A 16,872-nucleotide genomic window follows, 5' to 3' on the forward strand; every position below is an offset into this window, starting at 1 on the left:
CGCTTCACCTCTCCTCGCTTCACGTCTCTTCTCCTCTTCCCCAGGGATGACGCATGCCTGAGATATCCCGTCGTGTCTTCGGCGGACTGCTGGGCGGCGGCGCGGCGGGCGCCGTGGCCGGCACCTCCGGAACCGCCGCGGCCGCCCCCGCCGAACGCCCCTTCCGGGCCCGCCCCGGCGCGGCCCGCCCCCGCAGACGTCCCAACATCCTGTTCATCCTCGGCGACGACCTCGGCTGGGCCGACCTGTCGTCCTACGGCGCCCCGCACATCCGCACGCCCCACCTGGACCGGCTCGCCGCCCAGGGCGTCCGGTTCACCCAGGGCTACTCCGGCTCGGCCACCTGCTCCCCGACGCGGTTCAGCCTCTACACGGGCCGCTTCCCGGGGCGCGCGAAGGGAGGTCTGGCGGAGCCTCTCGGCAACCGCTCCCAGGGCCTGGACCCGGACCACCCCACGCTGGCCTCCCTGCTGAAGGGGGCGGGCTACGCGACCGCGCTCATCGGCAAGTGGCACTGCGGGTGGCTGCCGGACCACAGCCCCACCAAGTCCGGCTGGGACGAGTTCTTCGGCAACTTCGGCGGGGCGCTGGAGTACTTCTCCAAGCTCGGCCAGCTCGGCGACTACGACCTGTACGAGGGCGACGCCACCTACCAGGACCTGCGCTACTACACCACCGTCCTCACCGAGCGGGCCGTCGAGTACGTCGGCCGCGACCACGACCGGCCCTGGCTGCTCAACCTGAACTTCACCACCCCGCACCGGCCGTGGCTCACCGAGGACGACGAGGAGACCGGCGCCGAGATCGCCGCGAGGGTGCGCGCCGGGAAGGTGCTGGGCGGGCTGCGGCACGACGACGGCGGATCGGTGGAGAAGTACCGGCAGATGGTGCGGAGCCTGGACGCGTCGGTCGGCGAGGTACTCGGCGCGCTGCGCCGCTTCGGACAGGAGGAGAACACCGTCGTCGTCTTCGCCAGCGACAACGGCGGTGAGCGTTTCTCGTACCAGTGGCCGCTCAGCGGCGGGAAGTCCGAGCTGCTGGAGGGCGGCATCCGGGTGCCGACCATCCTGCGCTGGCCCGCCCGTGTCGACGCCCGGCAGGTCAGCCACGAGCCGGTGTACTCACCGGACTGGACGGCGACCCTGCTGGAGCTGGGCGGCGCCCGGCCGGACCCGGCGTACCCGCTGGACGGCCACAGTCTGGCCGGCTACCTCCTGCGGGGCGAGGACGTGCCCGGGCGCGACCTGTTCTGGCGGGTGCGGGGCAACCGAGCACTGCGACGCGGCGACTGGAAGTACTACCGGGACGCGGACGGCGGGGACCACCTGTACGACCTCGGCACCGACGCCCGTGAGCAGGCCGACCTGGCCGCCGTCCGGCCGGAGCTGCTGGCCGAACTGCGGGCGGCCTGGGAGCGGGTGGACGACGGGCTGCTGCCCTGTCCGGTCTCCTGAGCCCGGCCGCGGCTCAGCCGAGGATGCCCCGGTCGTAGCCCACCGCCACCGCCGCCGCGCGGTCGTTGACGCCGAGTTTGGCGTAGAGGTGGGTGAGGTGGGTCTTCACGGTCGCCTCGCTGATGAACAGTTCACGGGCGATCTCCTTGTTGGAGGTGCCCCGCGCGACCAGGGCCAGCACCTCGCGCTCGCGGGCGGAGAGCGGTTCGCCGCCGGGCGTCCTGGGCGCGCGGACGGCGGAGACCAGGCGGGTGGCGACGGCCGGGGAGAGGACGGTGCGCCCCTCGGCCGCCGCGCGGACCGCGGTGAACAGCTCGTCGCGGGGCGCGTCCTTGAGGAGGTAGCCGGTCGCGCCGGCCTCGATCGCGGGCAGCGTGTCGGAGTCGGTGTCGTACGTGGTGAGGACGAGGACCTTGGCGCGGGCGCCGCGCCGGGTCAGTTCCCGGATGGCGTCCACGCCGGAGCCGCCCGGCATCCGCAGGTCCATGAGGACGACGTCCGGGTCGAGTGCGGCGGCCCGCTCCAGCGCCTCGACGCCGTTCGCGGCCTCGCCGAGGACGCGGAAGCCGGGCGCGGACTCGAACATGCCGCGCAGGCCGTCGCGGACCACGGGATGGTCGTCGACGATGAGGAGGGAGATCACGGCTTCGTCAGTCATGGCGGACCAACGGTACGCGAGCCGAGACGGCCGTTCCCTGGCCGGGCTCGGCCTCGACGGTCAGCGTGCCGGCGATGCGTTCGGCGCGGGCCCGCATGCCGTCGAGGCCGAAGCCCCCGGTGGGGGTGCGCTGCCGGACGGCGCCGCCGTCGAAGCCCCGGCCGTCGTCGCGGATGTCCAGGGTGACCTCGTCGCCCATGTAGGAGAGGGTGACGCCGACCCGGCCGGCGGCGGCGTGCCGGGCGGTGTTGGACAGGGCCTCCTGGGCGACGCGCAGGAGGGTGGCCGCCACCTCGTCGTGGAGCGGCTCGGCGGTGCCGGTGACGGTCAACCCCGCTTGTATGCCCGTACGTTCGCCCCACTCCGTCACCGTCTTCTTCAGTGCGTCCGGCAGTCCGTCGTCGGCCAGGGCGACCGGGGAGAGGTTGTGCACGGAGCGGCGGGCCTCGCCGAGGCTGTGGCGGGCCAGGGCCAGGGCGCGGTCCATGTGCGCGCGGCCGAGGTCCTGGTCGGGGGTGGCCGCCACGACCTGGAGCTGGGCGATGATGCCGGTCAGTCCCTGGGCGAGGGTGTCGTGGATCTCGGCGGCCAGCCGCCGGCGCTCGTCGGCGACCCCGGCCTCCCGGGCCTGGACGAGGAGCTGGGCGTGCAGCGCGGCGTTCTCGTCGAGGGCCTGTTGCAGGGCGGTGTTGGTGCGCTCCAGTTCGGCGATGGTCTCCAGCCGGGCCGCGCCGCGGACCTCTTCCAGCTCGGCGAAGTGACCGAAGAGGAAGACGAGCAAGGCGTTGGCCGCGAGGACTGCGCCGAAGAGCATCCACTCCAGCTGCCCGGTCGGCGGCAGCCCGCCCGACTGGGAGCCCGCCGCGGTCACGGCCGTGGCGAAGAGACCGACCTTGCGCAGACGGCGGGGAAGCAGGTGTTCGACGCTGAAGTAGCCGATGGCGGCGTAGAAGGCGAACAGCGGGTTCGCCCAGGTGAGCGCGAACCCGACCGCCCAGCGGATCGCGTAGTACCAGGTACCCGCGGTGGACGGCCCGGGACGGGTGCGGGCCATCCCGCTCCAGCACAGGTGCAGGACGACGGCCGCGCCGATCAGTGCGCCGCACGCCCAGCGCTCGGCCGTGGTCATGCCTAGTGCGTCGGCGGTCGCCCAGGCGATCAGGCCGCTCAGGAGCAACAGGCCGTACGGGCCCCAGCGTTCGAACAACGCCCACCGTTCGTCGAGCGTGGTCTCCGTCATGACGTCATTGTCGGCCACGCCCGCGCACCACCCCATGTGCTCATTCCCAGCGGAACCAGCGCGAGGCCGCCGCCGTGAGCAGCACCGTCCAGGCCGCCAGGACGCCGAGGTGGATCCAGCCCGGCCAGTCGCCCGCCGCGGCGTCGTTCAGGGCCTGCGCGGCGGCGCCGAACGGGGTCCAGCCGACGATGTCGCCCAGCATGTCCGGCATCGCCTCCACCGGCAGCCACACACCCGCGCAGAACATCGCCGGGAAGAGCGCGGTCGACCCGAGCGCGGTGGCGATCTTCGTCGTGCGGGACAGGGCGGAGAGCAGGGCCCCCAGGGCGAGGGACGCGCCCAGGGCGAGCAGCAGCGCCAGGAGGTAGCCGAGCGGCTGCCGCGGCAGCGTCACGTCGAAGGCGAGCCGGCCGACCGCGAGGGCGGCCAGGGCCGAGAGCAGCGCGCCGGCGCCGAGCACCAGCATCTGCGCGGTGAGCAGGGCGGCGGGCCGGACCGGCGTGGTCGACATCCGGCGCAGGATGCCGTTCTCCCGGTAGCCGGCGATCGTCGGCGGCATGCCCTGGAGCCCGCCGACGATCAGCCCGAGGAGGACGGCCACCGGCACGTAGGCGTCGACCGGCCGCAGACCGCCGAGGTTGGGGTCGGCCTCGCGGAAGGACGGTATGGAGCCCAGGATGGCCAGGAGCAGGGTGGGGAAGAGCAGGATCCAGAAGACGCCGCCCGGTTCGCGCCCGAAGAGGCGGATCTCCGTCTTCAGTACGGCGGTGTTGAGGACGTCGGTCTTCATGCCGTGGCCTCCGTGAGGTCCAGGAAGGCGTCGTCCAGCGTGGCGTCGGTGACACGCAGCTGGTGGGCGGTGACGCGGGTGCGGGCGAGGAGGGTGATGACGGCGTTGACCGTCTCGTCGGTCCCGGACAGGGTGACGCGGCCGTCCTTGTGATCCACCGAGGCGAGCTCCGGCAGCGCGTTCAGGTCGTCGTCGTCCAGCGGCGCCGACGGCGTGAAGCTGATGACGGTGGCGCCCGCCGACCGGCGGATCAGCCCGACCGGCGTGTCCAGGGCGGCCACCCGCCCCTTGTCGATCACGGCGATCCGGTCGCAGAGGCGCTGCGCCTCCTCCATGAAGTGCGTGACCAGCAGGACGGTGACGCCGTCCGCGCGGATGTCCTCGATGAGCTGCCAGGTTTCGCGCCGGGCGCGCGGGTCGAGGCCGGTGGTCAGCTCGTCCAGCACGACGATCCGCGGGTCGCCGATCAGGGCGAGCGCGATGGACAGGCGCTGCTTCTGGCCACCGGAGAGCTTGCCGAACCGGGAGTCCAGCTTCGGGGTGAGGCCGAGGCGTTCGGCGAGCGGGCGCCAGTCGGCGGGCTCCGGGTAGAAGGCGGCGTACAGCTCCAGGGCCTCGCGGACGGTGAGTTTGGGCTGCAGCTCGCTCTTCTGGAGCTGGGCACCGAGGACGTGGGTGACCTCCCTGTGGTCGGCGACGGGGTCGAGGCCGGTGACGCGGACGCGGCCCGCGTCGGGGACGCGCAGGCCCTCGACGCACTCGACGGTGGTGGTCTTGCCGGCGCCGTTCGGGCCGAGGATGCCGAAGATCTCGCCCTCCTCGACGGCGAACGACACACCGTCGACGGCGGGGTGGTCGCCGTAGGACTTGCGCAGATCGGTGACTTCGATGACGGGCATGACGTCAGGGTCCCGGGACACGGGCGTGCGGCACATCGGCCGACGCGCTCGAAGGCGCATCAGCCGATCGGTTGATGCCTCCGTACGACCCCGGTGAGCTCGAAAACCCGGTGGGCAGTGTCAGTGTTGAATCCTCCCCTCCCTGGTGGGAGGGGATTCCTGGCTCAGGCCGCCTCCTGGAGCAGCGCTCCAGGAGGTCTTCCGCCCTCGACGCCAGCCGGTTTGAGACCAGCCCGGACGAGCATGACGCGTGCGGAGTTCTTGTCCCGTGGGGACGTGGTTCCGCAGGCGGTGCAGGTGTAGGTGCGCTCACCCAGCGGCAGGGCGTGCTTGGCTCTCGCTCCGCACTGCGCGCAGTCCATCGTGGTGTACGCCGGGTGGACGAGGCGGATGTCCCGCCCGTGTTTGCGGCCCATCTCGGTCAGGGCGGCCTTGGTGGCGCCGATGGCGGCGTCAGCGGCCTTGCGGGCCATGGTCGACTTGGCCAGGAACTTGGGGCGGAAGTCCTCGACCGCGATGACGTCGTGGTCACGGACCACCTTCTTGGCCCACTTGCGGCCGGTGTCCGCACGCTGCCTCGCGACCTTCTTGTGGGCCTTCGCCCGCAGTCTCCGCGCCGTCCGGTAGCCCTTCGACACGGCCTTGCCCTTCTTCGGCCTGCGGCGGGCCGTCATCCGGTCGTACCGGGCCAGCCGCACCCGGGCCTTCCCGCCGTGCCCGGGGTGCGGCAGATCGTGCGCGTCGGACGTGGTCGTCGCCGTCTCCCGCACCCCCCAGTCGACGCCGAGGACCCGGCCGGTCTCCGGCAGCGGCTGGAGCTGAGCGGGGACGACGAACGAGCAGTACCAGTGCCCGAGACTGTCCTGGTACACGCGCACCGAGGACGGCTCACCCGGCAGCTCCCGCGACCACACCACCGACAGGACGATGCCGCCCGCCAGGTACAGCCGGCCGTCCCTCAACCGAAACCCGCGCTTCGTGTAGTTCAGGGTCGGCAGCGACTCGCGTCTGGTCTTCCATGTGGGCATCCCGGCCCGGCGCGCCATGGACAGGCGCGCTGTGATGTCCTGGTGCGCCTTGGCGCGGGAGCGGCCGAAGTCGCGGATGACCTGCTGCTGGGGAACCGACGAACCCGCACGCAGCCACGGCGTACGGGCACGGGCCTCGGTCAGCATCCTGTCGAGCTGGGCCGGGCCGCACGTGGCCTTCTCGCCGGTCGCCCCGTTGTGCAGGTGCACGGCCCGGGACTTGGCGACGCACTCGTTCCACACCCACCGGCACCGGCCCCACTCCGCCCCCAGGACGGTGCGGGCAGCGGACGACACCCGCAACCGATACGTGTACCGCGCATGCCCGACCCCAGCACCCGCCCCCACCCGCGCCATCTCGCCCCCTCACAGCCCCAACCAGGACCGTGCCGTCCCGAACCCTGCGAAGGACCATACGTACGACAGCCGCACAAACACGCCCCGAACCCACAGCCACCACCCCAACCAGCGACTACAGGCACACACATTCACATCATTTCAGCGATACCGGCAGTGGTACGGGCGCTCCTCGCCCTGAGCCCGGGTACGGCAACGCTCCACGTCGCGACACCCGGATGCGATTCCTCCCCGGCGTGAACGCCGAGGCCTCCTCGCAAGAAGCAGGTGAACCGTAAGCTCGCTGCTGATGCCCACGACACCTGTGCCCACCAAGGAAACCGCTCCGCGGCCCGGGCCGGACAGCTCGCCGGATCCCGCCGGGGAACGGTCCGCCGTACGCTCCCTGCTGCGGCTGTGGCCCTATGTGCGGCCCGTGCGGGCGCGCTTGGGGGCCGCCGCGTGCGTGGGGATCCTCGCCTCCTGCGTGGGGCTGGTGATCCCGCTCGTCCTCAAGTGGATGGTGGACGGGCCGGTCGCCGACCGCGACCCGGCCGGCGTGTGGCTCGGGGCGCTGTACCTGCTGCTGCTCGGGCTGGTGGAGGCGCTGCTGTTCGGGCTGCGGCGGTGGCTGGTGGCGCGGCCGCTGGCCGGGGTCGAGGCGGGGATGCGGGCGGACCTGTACCGGCATCTCCAGCGGCTGCCGGTGGCCTTCCACGACCGGTGGGCCTCGGGGCAGCTGCTGTCGCGCGGGACGACGGACCTGATGCTGCTGCGCATGTTCCTGGCCTTTCCGCTGACGTTCCTGCTGGTCAACGGAGTGACGATCCTCGTCGGCGTGGGCATCATGCTGGTGCAGGACTGGACGCTGGGGCTGGTCGTCCTGGGGCCTGCCATCCCCGTGATGATCACCTGCGCGATCTTCGAGAAGAAGTACTCCGCGGTGGCGCGGCTGGCGCAGGACCAGGTCGGTGATCTGACGACCGTGGTCGAGGAGAGCGTGCTCGGCGTCCGGATCATCAAGGGGTTCGGCCGGCACCGCAGCCAGGCGAGGGCCTTCCACGAGCTGTCCCACACGCTGCGCGGTACGGAGCTGCGCAAGGCGCGGCTGCTGGCGGCCATCTGGGCGGTCATCGTGACGCTGCCGGAGCTGGCGATCGCCGCCGCGCTGGTGGTGGGCACGGTGCGGGTGGCGGACGGGTCGCTGTCGGCGGGGACGCTGGTCGCGTTCCTGTCCACGGCGCTGGCGCTGCGGTGGCCCGTGGAGTCGATCGGCTTCCTGCTGGCGATGAGTCAGGAGGCGGCCACGGCCACGGACCGGTACTTCGAGGTGATGGACGCGGAGGTCGAGACCGGTGCGGCCGCTGCGGCGGCCCGCTCCCGGGCCGGCCGTGACGGCGGTGACGGGGACGGCGGCGGCAGTGACGGCTGCGGCGGTGACGGCAGTAACGGCTGCGGCGGTGACGGGGACGGCGGCGGCCTGCGGTTCGAGGGCGTCCGCTTCCGGTACCCCGACGCGCCCCCCGACTCCCCGCCCCTCCTCGACCGGGTCGACCTGCACATCCGCCCCGGCGAGTCGATGGCCCTGGTCGGGGCCACCGGCAGCGGGAAGACGACGCTCACCGCGCTCGTCCCCCGCCTGCACGAGGTGACCTCCGGACGGATCACGCTGGACGGCCGGGACATCACCGCCCTGCCCCGCGAGGAGCTGCGCTCCATGGTCGCCGTGGCCTTCGAGGAGCCCACGCTCTTCTCGGCGACCGTCGGCGAGAACGTGCTGATGGGCGCGGGTGAAGGCGCCGGCGACGAGGAGCTGGGGCGCGCGCTCGCCGTCGCGCAGGCCGGCTTCGCGCACGCCCTCCCCCAGGGCACCGGCACCCAGGTCGGCGAGCAGGGCCTCACCCTGTCCGGCGGCCAGCGGCAGCGCCTCGCGCTCGCCCGGGCGGTGGTCGGCACACCGAGGTTCCTCGTCCTGGACGACCCGCTGTCCGCGCTGGACGTGCACACCGAGGCCGCCGTGGAGGCCGCCCTGCGGCAGGTCCTCGCGGACACCACCGCCCTGATCGTGGCGCACCGTCCGTCCACGGTGCTGCTGGCCGACCGCGTGGCGCTGCTCTCGGGCGGCCGCGTCACCGCCGTCGGCACCCACCAGGAACTGCTGCGCACCAACGCCGAGTACGCCCATCTGATGTCCGGGCACGACGGGCACGAAGGGCACGAGGAGCCAGAGGAGGGGGACGGCCGATGACCGCGCCCACGGCCACCGCGCCGGACAGGGAGCGACCGGAGGACGGGGACCCGGCGGCCGATGCGGAGACCCGCGCGGCCGACGACCTCTTCGACCGGGACGTCCTGCCCAGCCCGCCGGGCGCGACCGGCGCCCTGCTGCGCTCCCTGCTGGCGCCCAGGAGGACCCGGGTCGCCCTCACCGCCTTCCTCCTGCTGCTCCAGCAGGCGGCGGTGCAGGCGGGCCCGTTGCTGGTGGCGTACGCCATCGACCGCGCCGTGCCGGCCCTCGGCGACGACGACCACGGTCCACTGATCGCGGTGGGCGCCGGCTACCTGCTGTGCTCACTGGCCGCGGGCGGGCTGCAGTACGCGTTCATCGCCACCGCGACCCGCGTCGGCCAGGACGTGCTGCTGGACCTGCGCGACCGGATCTTCCGCCACGCCCAGGCGCTGAGCGTCGACTTCCACGAGCGCTACACCTCCGGCCGGCTCATCTCCCGCTCCACCACCGACGTGGAGTCCCTGCGCGAGCTGCTCGACGAGGGCCTCCAGGAGCTGGTGACGGTCATCCTCTCCTTCGTCTGCATCGCGGCGCTGCTGCTCTGGCTGGACCTGGGGCTCGGCGCGGTCGCGGTGGTGTCGTTCGTGCCGCTGTACGGGCTGGTGCGGCTGTACCAGCGGCGGGCGGGGCGGGTGTACCGGCAGCGGTCCACGGCGATCGCGGCGGTGATCGTGAAGTTCGTGGAGACGATGAACGGCATCCGGCCGGTGCGCGCCTTCCGTCGCGAGGCCGCCAACGACGCCGACTTCGCCGTACTGAACCGGCACCACGAGCGGACGAACGGCAACGCGCTGCTGGAGATGGCCCGTTACGTCGTCGGTTCCCGGCTGGTCGCCAACACGGCCGTCGCGGGGATCGTGCTGTGGGGCGCCTACCGGGTCGCGGACGGCACGCTGGCCCTCGGCGTGCTGGCGGCGGCGGTGCTGTATCTGCGCCGGCTGTACGACCCGATCGACCGGCTCGGCATGTTCCTGAACTCCTACCAGTCGGCGGCGGCCTCGCTGGAGAAGATCGCCGGACTGCTGGCCCAGACGCCGTCCGTGCCCGAGCCGGCCGCGCCGAAGGAACTGCCGCCGCTGAAGTCCGAACACCCCGGGCGCGAGGTCGTCTTCGACGCGGTCCGCTTCGGCTACCGCACCGGCGGTGAGGTGCTGCCCCGCTTCGACCTGACGATCCCGGCCGGGCAGACGGTCGCCGTCGTGGGCTCGACGGGCGCGGGCAAGTCGACGCTGGCCAAGCTGCTCGCCCGGTTCTACGACCCCTCCGACGGGCGGGTCCTGCTGGACGGCACGGACCTGCGCGACCTGGCCGTGCCCGAACTGCGGCGCGGGGTGGTGATGGTGACGCAGGAGGCGTTCCTGTTCTCCGGGACGGTCGCCGAGAACATCGCCATCGGCCGTACGGAGGCCACGCGGGAGGAGATCGAGCGGGCCGCGAAGGCGATCGGCGCCCACGACTTCGTCGCCGCGCTGCCTGACGGCTACGACACCGACGTCCGCAAGCGGGGCGGCCGGATCTCCGCCGGGCAACGGCAACTCGTGGCGTTCGCGCGGGCGCTGCTCGCCGACCCGGCGGTGCTGATCCTGGACGAGGCGACCAGCTCGCTGGACGTCCCCGGCGAGCGGGCGGTGCAGCGGGCGATGGCGACGGTGCTGAAGGGCCGTACGGCGGTCGTGATCGCGCACCGGCTGTCCACCGTGGAGATCGCCGACCGGGTGCTGGTGATGGAGCACGGCCGGATCGTGGAGGACGGCGCACCGGCCGGGCTGATCGCCGGTACGGGGCGCTTCGCGGACCTGCACCGGGCCTGGCGGGACAGTCTGGCGTGAGGGCGGCGGTCCGAGAGGTCCGTGCGGGACGCCGCCGGGGGAGGCAGCGATGATCGACGCGTACGAGGATCCCGGCACGCCCGACCGCCGGGGCGGCTGGCGCTACCTGGGGTGGCTGGTGACGCGGCAGTGGCCGCGGTGCCTGGCGGGGGCGGTGTTCGCCAGCGTCTGGATGGTGCTGCTGGCGGCGACGCCGTACCTGATGGCCCGGGCGGTCGACCACGGCCTGGTCCCCGGTGACCTGGGCGCGCTGGCGGGCTGGACGGGTGCGCTGGTCGCCGTCGGGGCGTTCAACGCCTGGCTGGGCGTCATGCGGCACCGGACCATGACACGGGTGCGGATGGACGCCAACTTCCGCACGGTCAAGGTGGTCGTCGGGCACGCCACGCGGCTCGGTGCGGCGCTGCGCCGGCAGGTGGGCGCCGGTGAGGTCGTCACCATCGGGGTCGGGGACGTGCAGACGATCAGCAGGGCCCTGACCGCCGTGGGGCCGGGTGTCGGCGCGGTCGTCGCCTACGCCGCGGTCGGCGGGCTGATGCTGTCGGTGTCACCCCGGCTCGCCCTGGTGGTGCTGCTCGGGGTGCCGGTGATCGGCGTACTGATGGGACCGCTCATGGGGCGGTTGCAGGGCACGGAGACCGAGTACCGGGAGCGGCAGGCCGTACTGACCGCCCGGATCGGCGACCTCGCGGGCGGGCTGCGGGTGCTGAACGGGCTGGGCGGCAAGGGTCTGGTCGCGGACGCGTTCCGCCGGGACTCGGGGCGGCTGCGCGAGCAGGGTTACCGGGTCGGGGCGGTGACCAGCTGGATCCAGGCCCTCGGTCTGGGCCTGCCGACGCTGTTCCTGGGGCTGGTGACCTGGCTGGGCGCCCGGCTGGCCGTGCAGGGGCGGATCAGCGTGGGTGAGCTGGTGGCGGTGTACGGGTACGTGGTGGCGCTGGGGTGGCCGGTGGCGTTCCTCATCGAGATGGCCCAGCAGCTCAACCAGGGGGTGGTGGCCTCCCGCCGTGTCGTCGCGTTCCTGCGGCTGGAGCCCGAACCGGACGACGGCACCCTCGACGCCCCCGCGGAGCCCGCGGTCCTGCACGACCCGGCCTCCGGGGTCCGCGTACTGCCGGGCCGCCTGACCGCGCTGGCCGGCGCCCGGCCGGCCGACGCCGCCGCGGTGATCGACCGCCTCGGCCGCTACACGCCCTCCGACGTCACGTGGGGCGGGGTGCCGCTGACCGGGGTGCCGCTCGGACAGGTACGGGATCGCATCCTGGTCGCGGAAGCGGAGGCCGACCTGTTCGCGGGCGTCCTGCGCGAGGTGCTCGGCGCGCCGGAAGCCGACGGGGCCGGCCCGGGGGGCAGGGGCGGCACCGACGTGCGGCACCGCCGCGCGGGCGCGGGCGGGACCGACGCGGTGCTCCGTCGCACGGGCGCGGACGGGACCGACCCGCAACACCGCAGCGCGGGCATGGGCAACACCGACCCGGAACACCGCAGCGCGGACGGGACCGACACGGTGCTCCGTCGCACGGGCGCGGACGGGACCGACCCGCAACACCGCAGCGCGGGCATGGGCAACACCGACCCGGGACACCGCAGCGCGGACGGGACCGACACGGTGCTCCGTCGCACGGGCGCGGACGGGACCGACCCGCAACACCGCAGCGCGGGCATGGACGGCACCGACCCGGGACACCGCAGCGCGGGCGTGGACAGGACCGGCGTGGGGCTCCCTCGCGTGACCGCTGCCGGACGCGACGGACCCGCGGACGCCTCCCGGCCGCCCGCCGGGGCGCCCGCGCACCTGGCCCACGCCGTCCACGCCGCCGCCGCGGACGACATCGTCCGCGGTCTCCCCGGCGGCCTGGACACCCCCGTCGCGGCCCAGGGCCGCACCCTCTCCGGCGGCCAGCGCCAGCGGATCCGGCTGGCCCGGGCCCTGCTGGCCGACCCCGAGGTCCTGCTCGCCGTCGAGCCGACCTCCGCGCTCGACGCGCACACCGAGGCCACGGTCGCGGACCGGCTGCGGGACGCCCGCCGGGGCCGTACGACCGTGGTGGCCGCCACTTCCCCGCTGCTGCTCGACCGGGCGGACGTCGTGCACTACGTGGTCGACGGCAAGGTCGTCGCCACCGGCGGTCATCGCGAACTCCTCGACACCGAGCCGGGTTACCGGTCACTGGTCGCACGGGACGACGAGGTGGTCCGATGACGTCCTCGGGACAGCTCCCCGTCGCCGGGCGCGCCGATGTCCGCCGGGCGGCGGCCCACCTCGTACGCGCCGACCGGCGGGCCTTCGCCCTCGTCCTCGGTCTCAACGCGCTGGCCGCCCTCGCCGGGCTCGCGGGCCCGTGGCTGCTGGGCCGGATCGTCGACGAGGTGCGTGCCGGGGGCGGGGTCGGCGCCGTGGACCGGATGGCGCTCGCCATCCTGCTGTGCTCGCTGGCGCAGCTGCTGCTGGCCCGTTGGGCGCGCTACGTGGGGCACCGTTTCGGGGAGCGGACCCTCGCCCGGGTGCGGGAGCGGTTCGTGGACCGGGCGCTGGCCCTGCCGGCGTCCGTGGTGGAGCGGGCCGGCACCGGGGACCTGACGACGCGCGGCACCGCCGACGTGTCCGCCGTGGGCACGACGCTGCGCGACGCCGGACCCGACCTGCTGGTCAACTCCGTGCAGGCGCTGTTCCTCACCGCCGCGGTGTTCGTGCTCGACCCGCTGCTCGGTGCCGTGGGGGTGCTGGGGCTGACGCCGGTCTGGTTCGCGCTGCGCTGGTACCTGCGCCGGGCGCGGGCCGGTTATCTCGCCGAGGGGGCGGCCACCTCGGAGGTCGCCGAGAGTCTCGCCGCCACGGTGGCCGGGGCCCGCACCGTCGAGGCGTTCGGGCTGGCCGGCCGGTGCGTCACGACGAACCGGCGTGCGCTGGAGGCCGCGCGGCGCACGCGGTTCCACACGCTGTACCTGCGCAGTGTGTTCTTCCCGGCGGTGGAGATCTCCTACGTCGTTCCCGTGGCGGGCGTGCTGCTGTGCGGCGGGGTCCTGCACGCGCACGGGTCGGTGAGCCTGGGGGCGGTGGTGGCGTCCGCGGTGTATCTCCAGCAGCTGGCCGGGCCGCTCGACGAGGTGCTGATGCGGATCGAGCAGCTCCAGGCGGGTGGTGCCTCCTTCGCCCGGGTGGAGGGGCTGGCGCGCGCCCCGCGGGCGGCGACGGACGACTCGCCGGTCCCGGCGGACGACCGTATCGACGTGTCCGGGGTGCGGTACGCCTACGACCGGGGCGGTGAGGTGCTGCGCGGGGTGGATCTGACGGTGCGGCCGGGTGAGCGGCTGGCGGTCGTCGGGCCGTCCGGGGCCGGCAAGACCACGCTGAGCCGGCTGCTGGCGGGCGTGGACGCGCCGACGGAGGGGTCGGTGACGGTGGGCGGGGTGCCCGTGGCCGGCCTCGGGCCCCAGCGGCTGCGCCGTCAGGTCGTGCTGGTCACCCAGGAGCACCATGTCTTCCTCGGCACGGTCCGCGACAACCTCGTCATCGCCGAACCGCAGGCCACGGACGAGGAGTTGTGGTCCGCGCTCGGCGCGGTGGGCGCGAAGGAGTGGGTGCGGGAGCTGCCCGAGGGGCTCGGCACCGAGCTGGGCAGGGGCGGTCACCGGGCGGACGGCTCGCAGGCGCAGCAGCTCGCTCTGGCCCGCGTGGTGCTGGCCGACCCCCACACCCTGATCCTGGACGAGGCCACCGCCCTGCTGGACCCGGCGACGGCCCGGCACACCGAGCGGGCCCTGGCCGCCGTACTGGAGGGCCGTACGGTCATCGCCATCGCGCACCGCCTGCACACCGCGCACGACGCCGACCGTGTGGCGGTGATGGAGGACGGCCTGCTGACCGAACTCGGCACGCACGACGAGCTGGTGGCGGCGGGCGGGGCGTACGCGGCGCTGTGGGGTTCCTGGCACGGGGAGCCGTCGTCCGAGCCCGGTACCGACTGAGCGAACAGTCAGTACCACGCGGTCGCCGCCGCACCGAGGCGTCTCCTCCGTATATCGAACATGAACGCCCGGACAACGAACGATTTCCGGCCAACTTCGCGGAACTTTCTGACGCGCTCCTGACAGACGCCGGGTTCTCCTGCCACTCTTCCCACGGCCGCTCCACAGCGCCCCCACAGCTTCGCCCACGAGCGCTGTGCCGCGGCCAGCTCCTGGCACGTCGTTTCTGCGTACCGCCCAGTACCGCCCGGCCGGCTCACCCGCCGACCGGTCTCCCCTGGCCGCGCGACCCGTGGCCACGCAGAAGGAGTCAGTGTTGAGCAGCAGTACTCCCCACAGACGCACCTCCCACACCGCGTCCCCCCGCACCACCGGGCACCGCGCCACGCACCGTCGTGCCGCCGCCGTCGCCCTGGCCGGTGTCGCCGCGCTGATCGCCACCGCGGTCCAGTCCGGCGCCGCCACCGCGGCACCCGCCCCGGCCCCGGCTCCGGGTGCCGAGTCCGTCGAGCTCACCCCGTCCCAGCGCGCCGGGCTGATACGCGACGCCGACGCCGCCAAGGCGAAGACCGCCGACGGCCTCGGCCTGGGCGCCAAGGAGAAGCTGGTCGTCCGCGACGTGGTCAAGGACCGCGACGGCACCGTGCACACCCGCTACGAGCGCACCTACGACGGGCTGCCCGTCCTCGGCGGTGACCTGGTCGTCAGCACCGACTCCGGGAAGACCGAGCGGGTCGTGAAGGCCACCGCCAAGGCGATCGCACCGGCCACCGTGACGCCGAGGATCGCCGCCGGGAAGGCCGAGCGGCAGGCCGTGTCCGCCGCGCAGGCCGCCGGCGCCGAGAAGCCGGCCGCGGACCGCGCACCGCGCAAGGTGATCTGGGCGGCGAGCGGCACCCCGGTACTGGCCTACGAGACGGTCGTGGGCGGCCTCCAGGAGGACGGCACCCCCAACGAGCTGCACGTGGTCACCGACGCCGCCACCGGTGCCAAGCTCTACGAGTACCAGGCGATCCACAACGGCACCGGCAACACCCTGTACAGCGGCACAGTGACGCTGGGCACCGCCCAGTCCGGGTCGTCGTACACGCTGACCGACACCACGCGCGGCAACCACAAGACGTACAACCTCAACCGGGGCACCTCCGGCACCGGCACGCTCTTCTCCGGCCCCGACGACACCTGGGGCAACGGCAGCGCGAGCAACGCGGAGACCGCCGCCGCCGACGCCCACTACGGGGCCGCGCTGACCTGGGACTACTACAAGAACGTCCAGGGCCGGTCCGGTATCCGCGGCGACGGTGTGGGCGCCTACTCCCGGGTCCACTACGGCAACAACTACGTCAACGCCTTCTGGTCGGACGGCTGCTTCTGCATGACGTACGGCGACGGCTCCGGCAACGCCAACCCGCTCACCTCCATCGACGTGGCCGCGCACGAGATGACGCACGGCCTCACCTCCAACACCGCGGGGCTCAACTACAGCGGTGAGTCCGGCGGGCTGAACGAGGCCACCTCCGACATCTTCGGCGCGTCCGTCGAGTTCCACGCCAACAACTCCTCCGACGTCGGTGACTACCTCATCGGCGAGGAGATCGACATCAACGGCGACGGCACCCCGCTGCGCTACATGGACGAGCCCAGCAAGGACGGCGCGTCCAAGGACTACTGGTACTCGGGGATCGGCAACGTCGACGTCCACTACTCGTCGGGCCCGGCCAACCACTTCTTCTACCTGCTGAGCGAGGGCAGCGGCACCAAGACCATCAACGGTGTCAGCTACGACTCGCCCACCTCGGACGGCCTCCCGGTCACCGGCATCGGCCGCGACAAGGCGGCGAAGATCTGGTTCCGCGCGCTGACCACGAAGTTCACGTCGACCACCAACTACGCGGGCGCCCGCACCGGCACCCTCGCGGCGGCCGGTGAGCTGTACGGCACCGACAGCGCCGAGTACACGGCGGTGCAGCACGCGTGGGCGGGCATCAACGTCGGCGCGCGCCCCGGTGACGGCGGCGGTGGCGGCGACGGCACGACCTTCGAGAGCGGCACGAACGTGAACATCCCCGACTACGGGTCGGCGGTGACCTCCTCGCTCACCGTCTCCGGCCGCGCCGGGAACGCGCCGAGCGACCTGAAGGTGGGCGTGGACATCGTGCACAGCTGGCGCGGTGACCTGCGGATCGACCTGGTCGCGCCCGACGGGACGGCGTACCGCCTGAAGAACAGCGGCTACGACCCGGCCGAGGACGTGCACGAGACCTACACGGTCAACGCCTCCTCCGAGGCGGCCAACGGCACCTGGAAGCTGCGCGTCCAGGACCTCGGCCGGCAGGACACCGGCTACATCGACGCCTGGCGGCTCACCTTCCCGTAAGC

The 16,872-nt window shown here is 73.4% G+C and carries 11 protein-coding genes; 6 read left to right on the plus strand and 5 right to left on the minus strand.

All coding sequences use genetic code 11. The features are described from left to right. Positions 1-53 precede the first annotated feature (53 nt). Positions 54-1,454 carry a sulfatase gene (locus tag ACH4NX_RS33025; RefSeq protein WP_398129734.1) on the plus strand — a complete coding sequence of 467 codons (1,401 nt, stop codon included), beginning with the start codon at positions 54-56 and terminating at the stop codon, positions 1,452-1,454. Between the two features lie 13 nt (positions 1,455-1,467). Here ACH4NX_RS33025 and ACH4NX_RS33030 read toward each other — a convergent pair whose 3' ends face one another. The 5 genes from ACH4NX_RS33030 to ACH4NX_RS33050 form a co-directional block, all read right to left on the minus strand. Further along, positions 1,468-2,112, minus strand: coding sequence for a response regulator (locus ACH4NX_RS33030; protein ID WP_398129735.1), 645 nt, complete (start codon positions 2,110-2,112; stop codon positions 1,468-1,470). Next, positions 2,105-3,352 carry a sensor histidine kinase gene (locus ACH4NX_RS33035; protein WP_351400193.1) on the minus strand — a complete coding sequence of 416 codons (1,248 nt, stop codon included), beginning with the start codon at positions 3,350-3,352 and terminating at the stop codon, positions 2,105-2,107. The genes ACH4NX_RS33030 and ACH4NX_RS33035 overlap by 8 nt, the downstream gene beginning before the upstream one ends. A gap of 40 nt (positions 3,353-3,392) precedes the next feature. After that, positions 3,393-4,142, minus strand: a complete 750-nt coding sequence (locus tag ACH4NX_RS33040; RefSeq protein ID WP_351400192.1) for an ABC transporter permease — start codon at positions 4,140-4,142, stop codon at positions 3,393-3,395. Continuing rightward, positions 4,139-5,041 (minus strand): ABC transporter ATP-binding protein, encoded by a 903-nt coding sequence (locus ACH4NX_RS33045; protein ID WP_398129736.1) that lies wholly within the window; start codon positions 5,039-5,041, stop codon positions 4,139-4,141. The genes ACH4NX_RS33040 and ACH4NX_RS33045 overlap by 4 nt, the downstream gene beginning before the upstream one ends. Before the next feature lie 164 nt (positions 5,042-5,205). Next, positions 5,206-6,426 (minus strand): RNA-guided endonuclease InsQ/TnpB family protein, encoded by a 1,221-nt coding sequence (locus ACH4NX_RS33050; protein ID WP_398129737.1) that lies wholly within the window; start codon positions 6,424-6,426, stop codon positions 5,206-5,208. Positions 6,427-6,715: 289 nt separating this feature from the next. Between ACH4NX_RS33050 and ACH4NX_RS33055 the strand changes: the two genes are divergently transcribed. The 5 genes from ACH4NX_RS33055 (at position 6,716) to ACH4NX_RS33075 (ending at position 16,870) form a co-directional block, all read left to right on the plus strand. After that, positions 6,716-8,653, plus strand: coding sequence for an ABC transporter ATP-binding protein (locus ACH4NX_RS33055; RefSeq protein WP_398129738.1), 1,938 nt, complete (start codon positions 6,716-6,718; stop codon positions 8,651-8,653). Beyond that, a complete protein-coding gene (locus tag ACH4NX_RS33060) occupies positions 8,650-10,524 on the plus strand; it encodes an ABC transporter ATP-binding protein (RefSeq protein ID WP_398129739.1) in 1,875 nt (624 codons plus the stop codon). Before ACH4NX_RS33055 ends, ACH4NX_RS33060 begins: the two co-directional genes overlap by 4 nt. 49 nt (positions 10,525-10,573) lie before the next feature. Further along, positions 10,574-12,727, plus strand: a complete 2,154-nt coding sequence (locus ACH4NX_RS33065; protein WP_398129740.1) for an ABC transporter transmembrane domain-containing protein — start codon at positions 10,574-10,576, stop codon at positions 12,725-12,727. Then, complete coding sequence (locus ACH4NX_RS33070) at positions 12,724-14,493, plus strand: ABC transporter ATP-binding protein (RefSeq protein ID WP_351400184.1); 1,770 nt, start codon at positions 12,724-12,726, stop codon at positions 14,491-14,493. The genes ACH4NX_RS33065 and ACH4NX_RS33070 overlap by 4 nt, the downstream gene beginning before the upstream one ends. 316 nt (positions 14,494-14,809) lie before the next feature. After that, positions 14,810-16,870: a M4 family metallopeptidase gene (locus ACH4NX_RS33075; RefSeq protein WP_398129741.1), complete on the plus strand. Its 2,061-nt coding sequence runs from the start codon at positions 14,810-14,812 to the stop codon at positions 16,868-16,870. Positions 16,871-16,872 lie beyond the last annotated feature (2 nt).

The organism is Streptomyces sp. NPDC017225 (genome assembly GCF_044331465.1).
Lineage (GTDB): Bacteria > Actinomycetota > Actinomycetes > Streptomycetales > Streptomycetaceae > Streptomyces.

Excerpts from the sequence above, each read along its gene's own strand:
- ACH4NX_RS33025 (WP_398129734.1), top strand. The coding sequence starts at position 54 with ATGCCTGAGATATCCCGTCGTGTCTTCGGCGGACTGCTGGGCGGCGGC.
- ACH4NX_RS33030 (WP_398129735.1), bottom strand. The coding sequence starts at position 2,112 with ATGACTGACGAAGCCGTGATCTCCCTCCTCATCGTCGACGACCATCCC.
- ACH4NX_RS33035 (WP_351400193.1), bottom strand. The coding sequence starts at position 3,352 with ATGACGGAGACCACGCTCGACGAACGGTGGGCGTTGTTCGAACGCTGG.
- ACH4NX_RS33040 (WP_351400192.1), bottom strand. The coding sequence starts at position 4,142 with ATGAAGACCGACGTCCTCAACACCGCCGTACTGAAGACGGAGATCCGC.
- ACH4NX_RS33045 (WP_398129736.1), bottom strand. The coding sequence starts at position 5,041 with ATGCCCGTCATCGAAGTCACCGATCTGCGCAAGTCCTACGGCGACCAC.
- ACH4NX_RS33050 (WP_398129737.1), bottom strand. The coding sequence starts at position 6,426 with ATGGCGCGGGTGGGGGCGGGTGCTGGGGTCGGGCATGCGCGGTACACG.
- ACH4NX_RS33055 (WP_398129738.1), top strand. The coding sequence starts at position 6,716 with ATGCCCACGACACCTGTGCCCACCAAGGAAACCGCTCCGCGGCCCGGG.
- ACH4NX_RS33060 (WP_398129739.1), top strand. The coding sequence starts at position 8,650 with ATGACCGCGCCCACGGCCACCGCGCCGGACAGGGAGCGACCGGAGGAC.
- ACH4NX_RS33065 (WP_398129740.1), top strand. The coding sequence starts at position 10,574 with ATGATCGACGCGTACGAGGATCCCGGCACGCCCGACCGCCGGGGCGGC.
- ACH4NX_RS33070 (WP_351400184.1), top strand. The coding sequence starts at position 12,724 with ATGACGTCCTCGGGACAGCTCCCCGTCGCCGGGCGCGCCGATGTCCGC.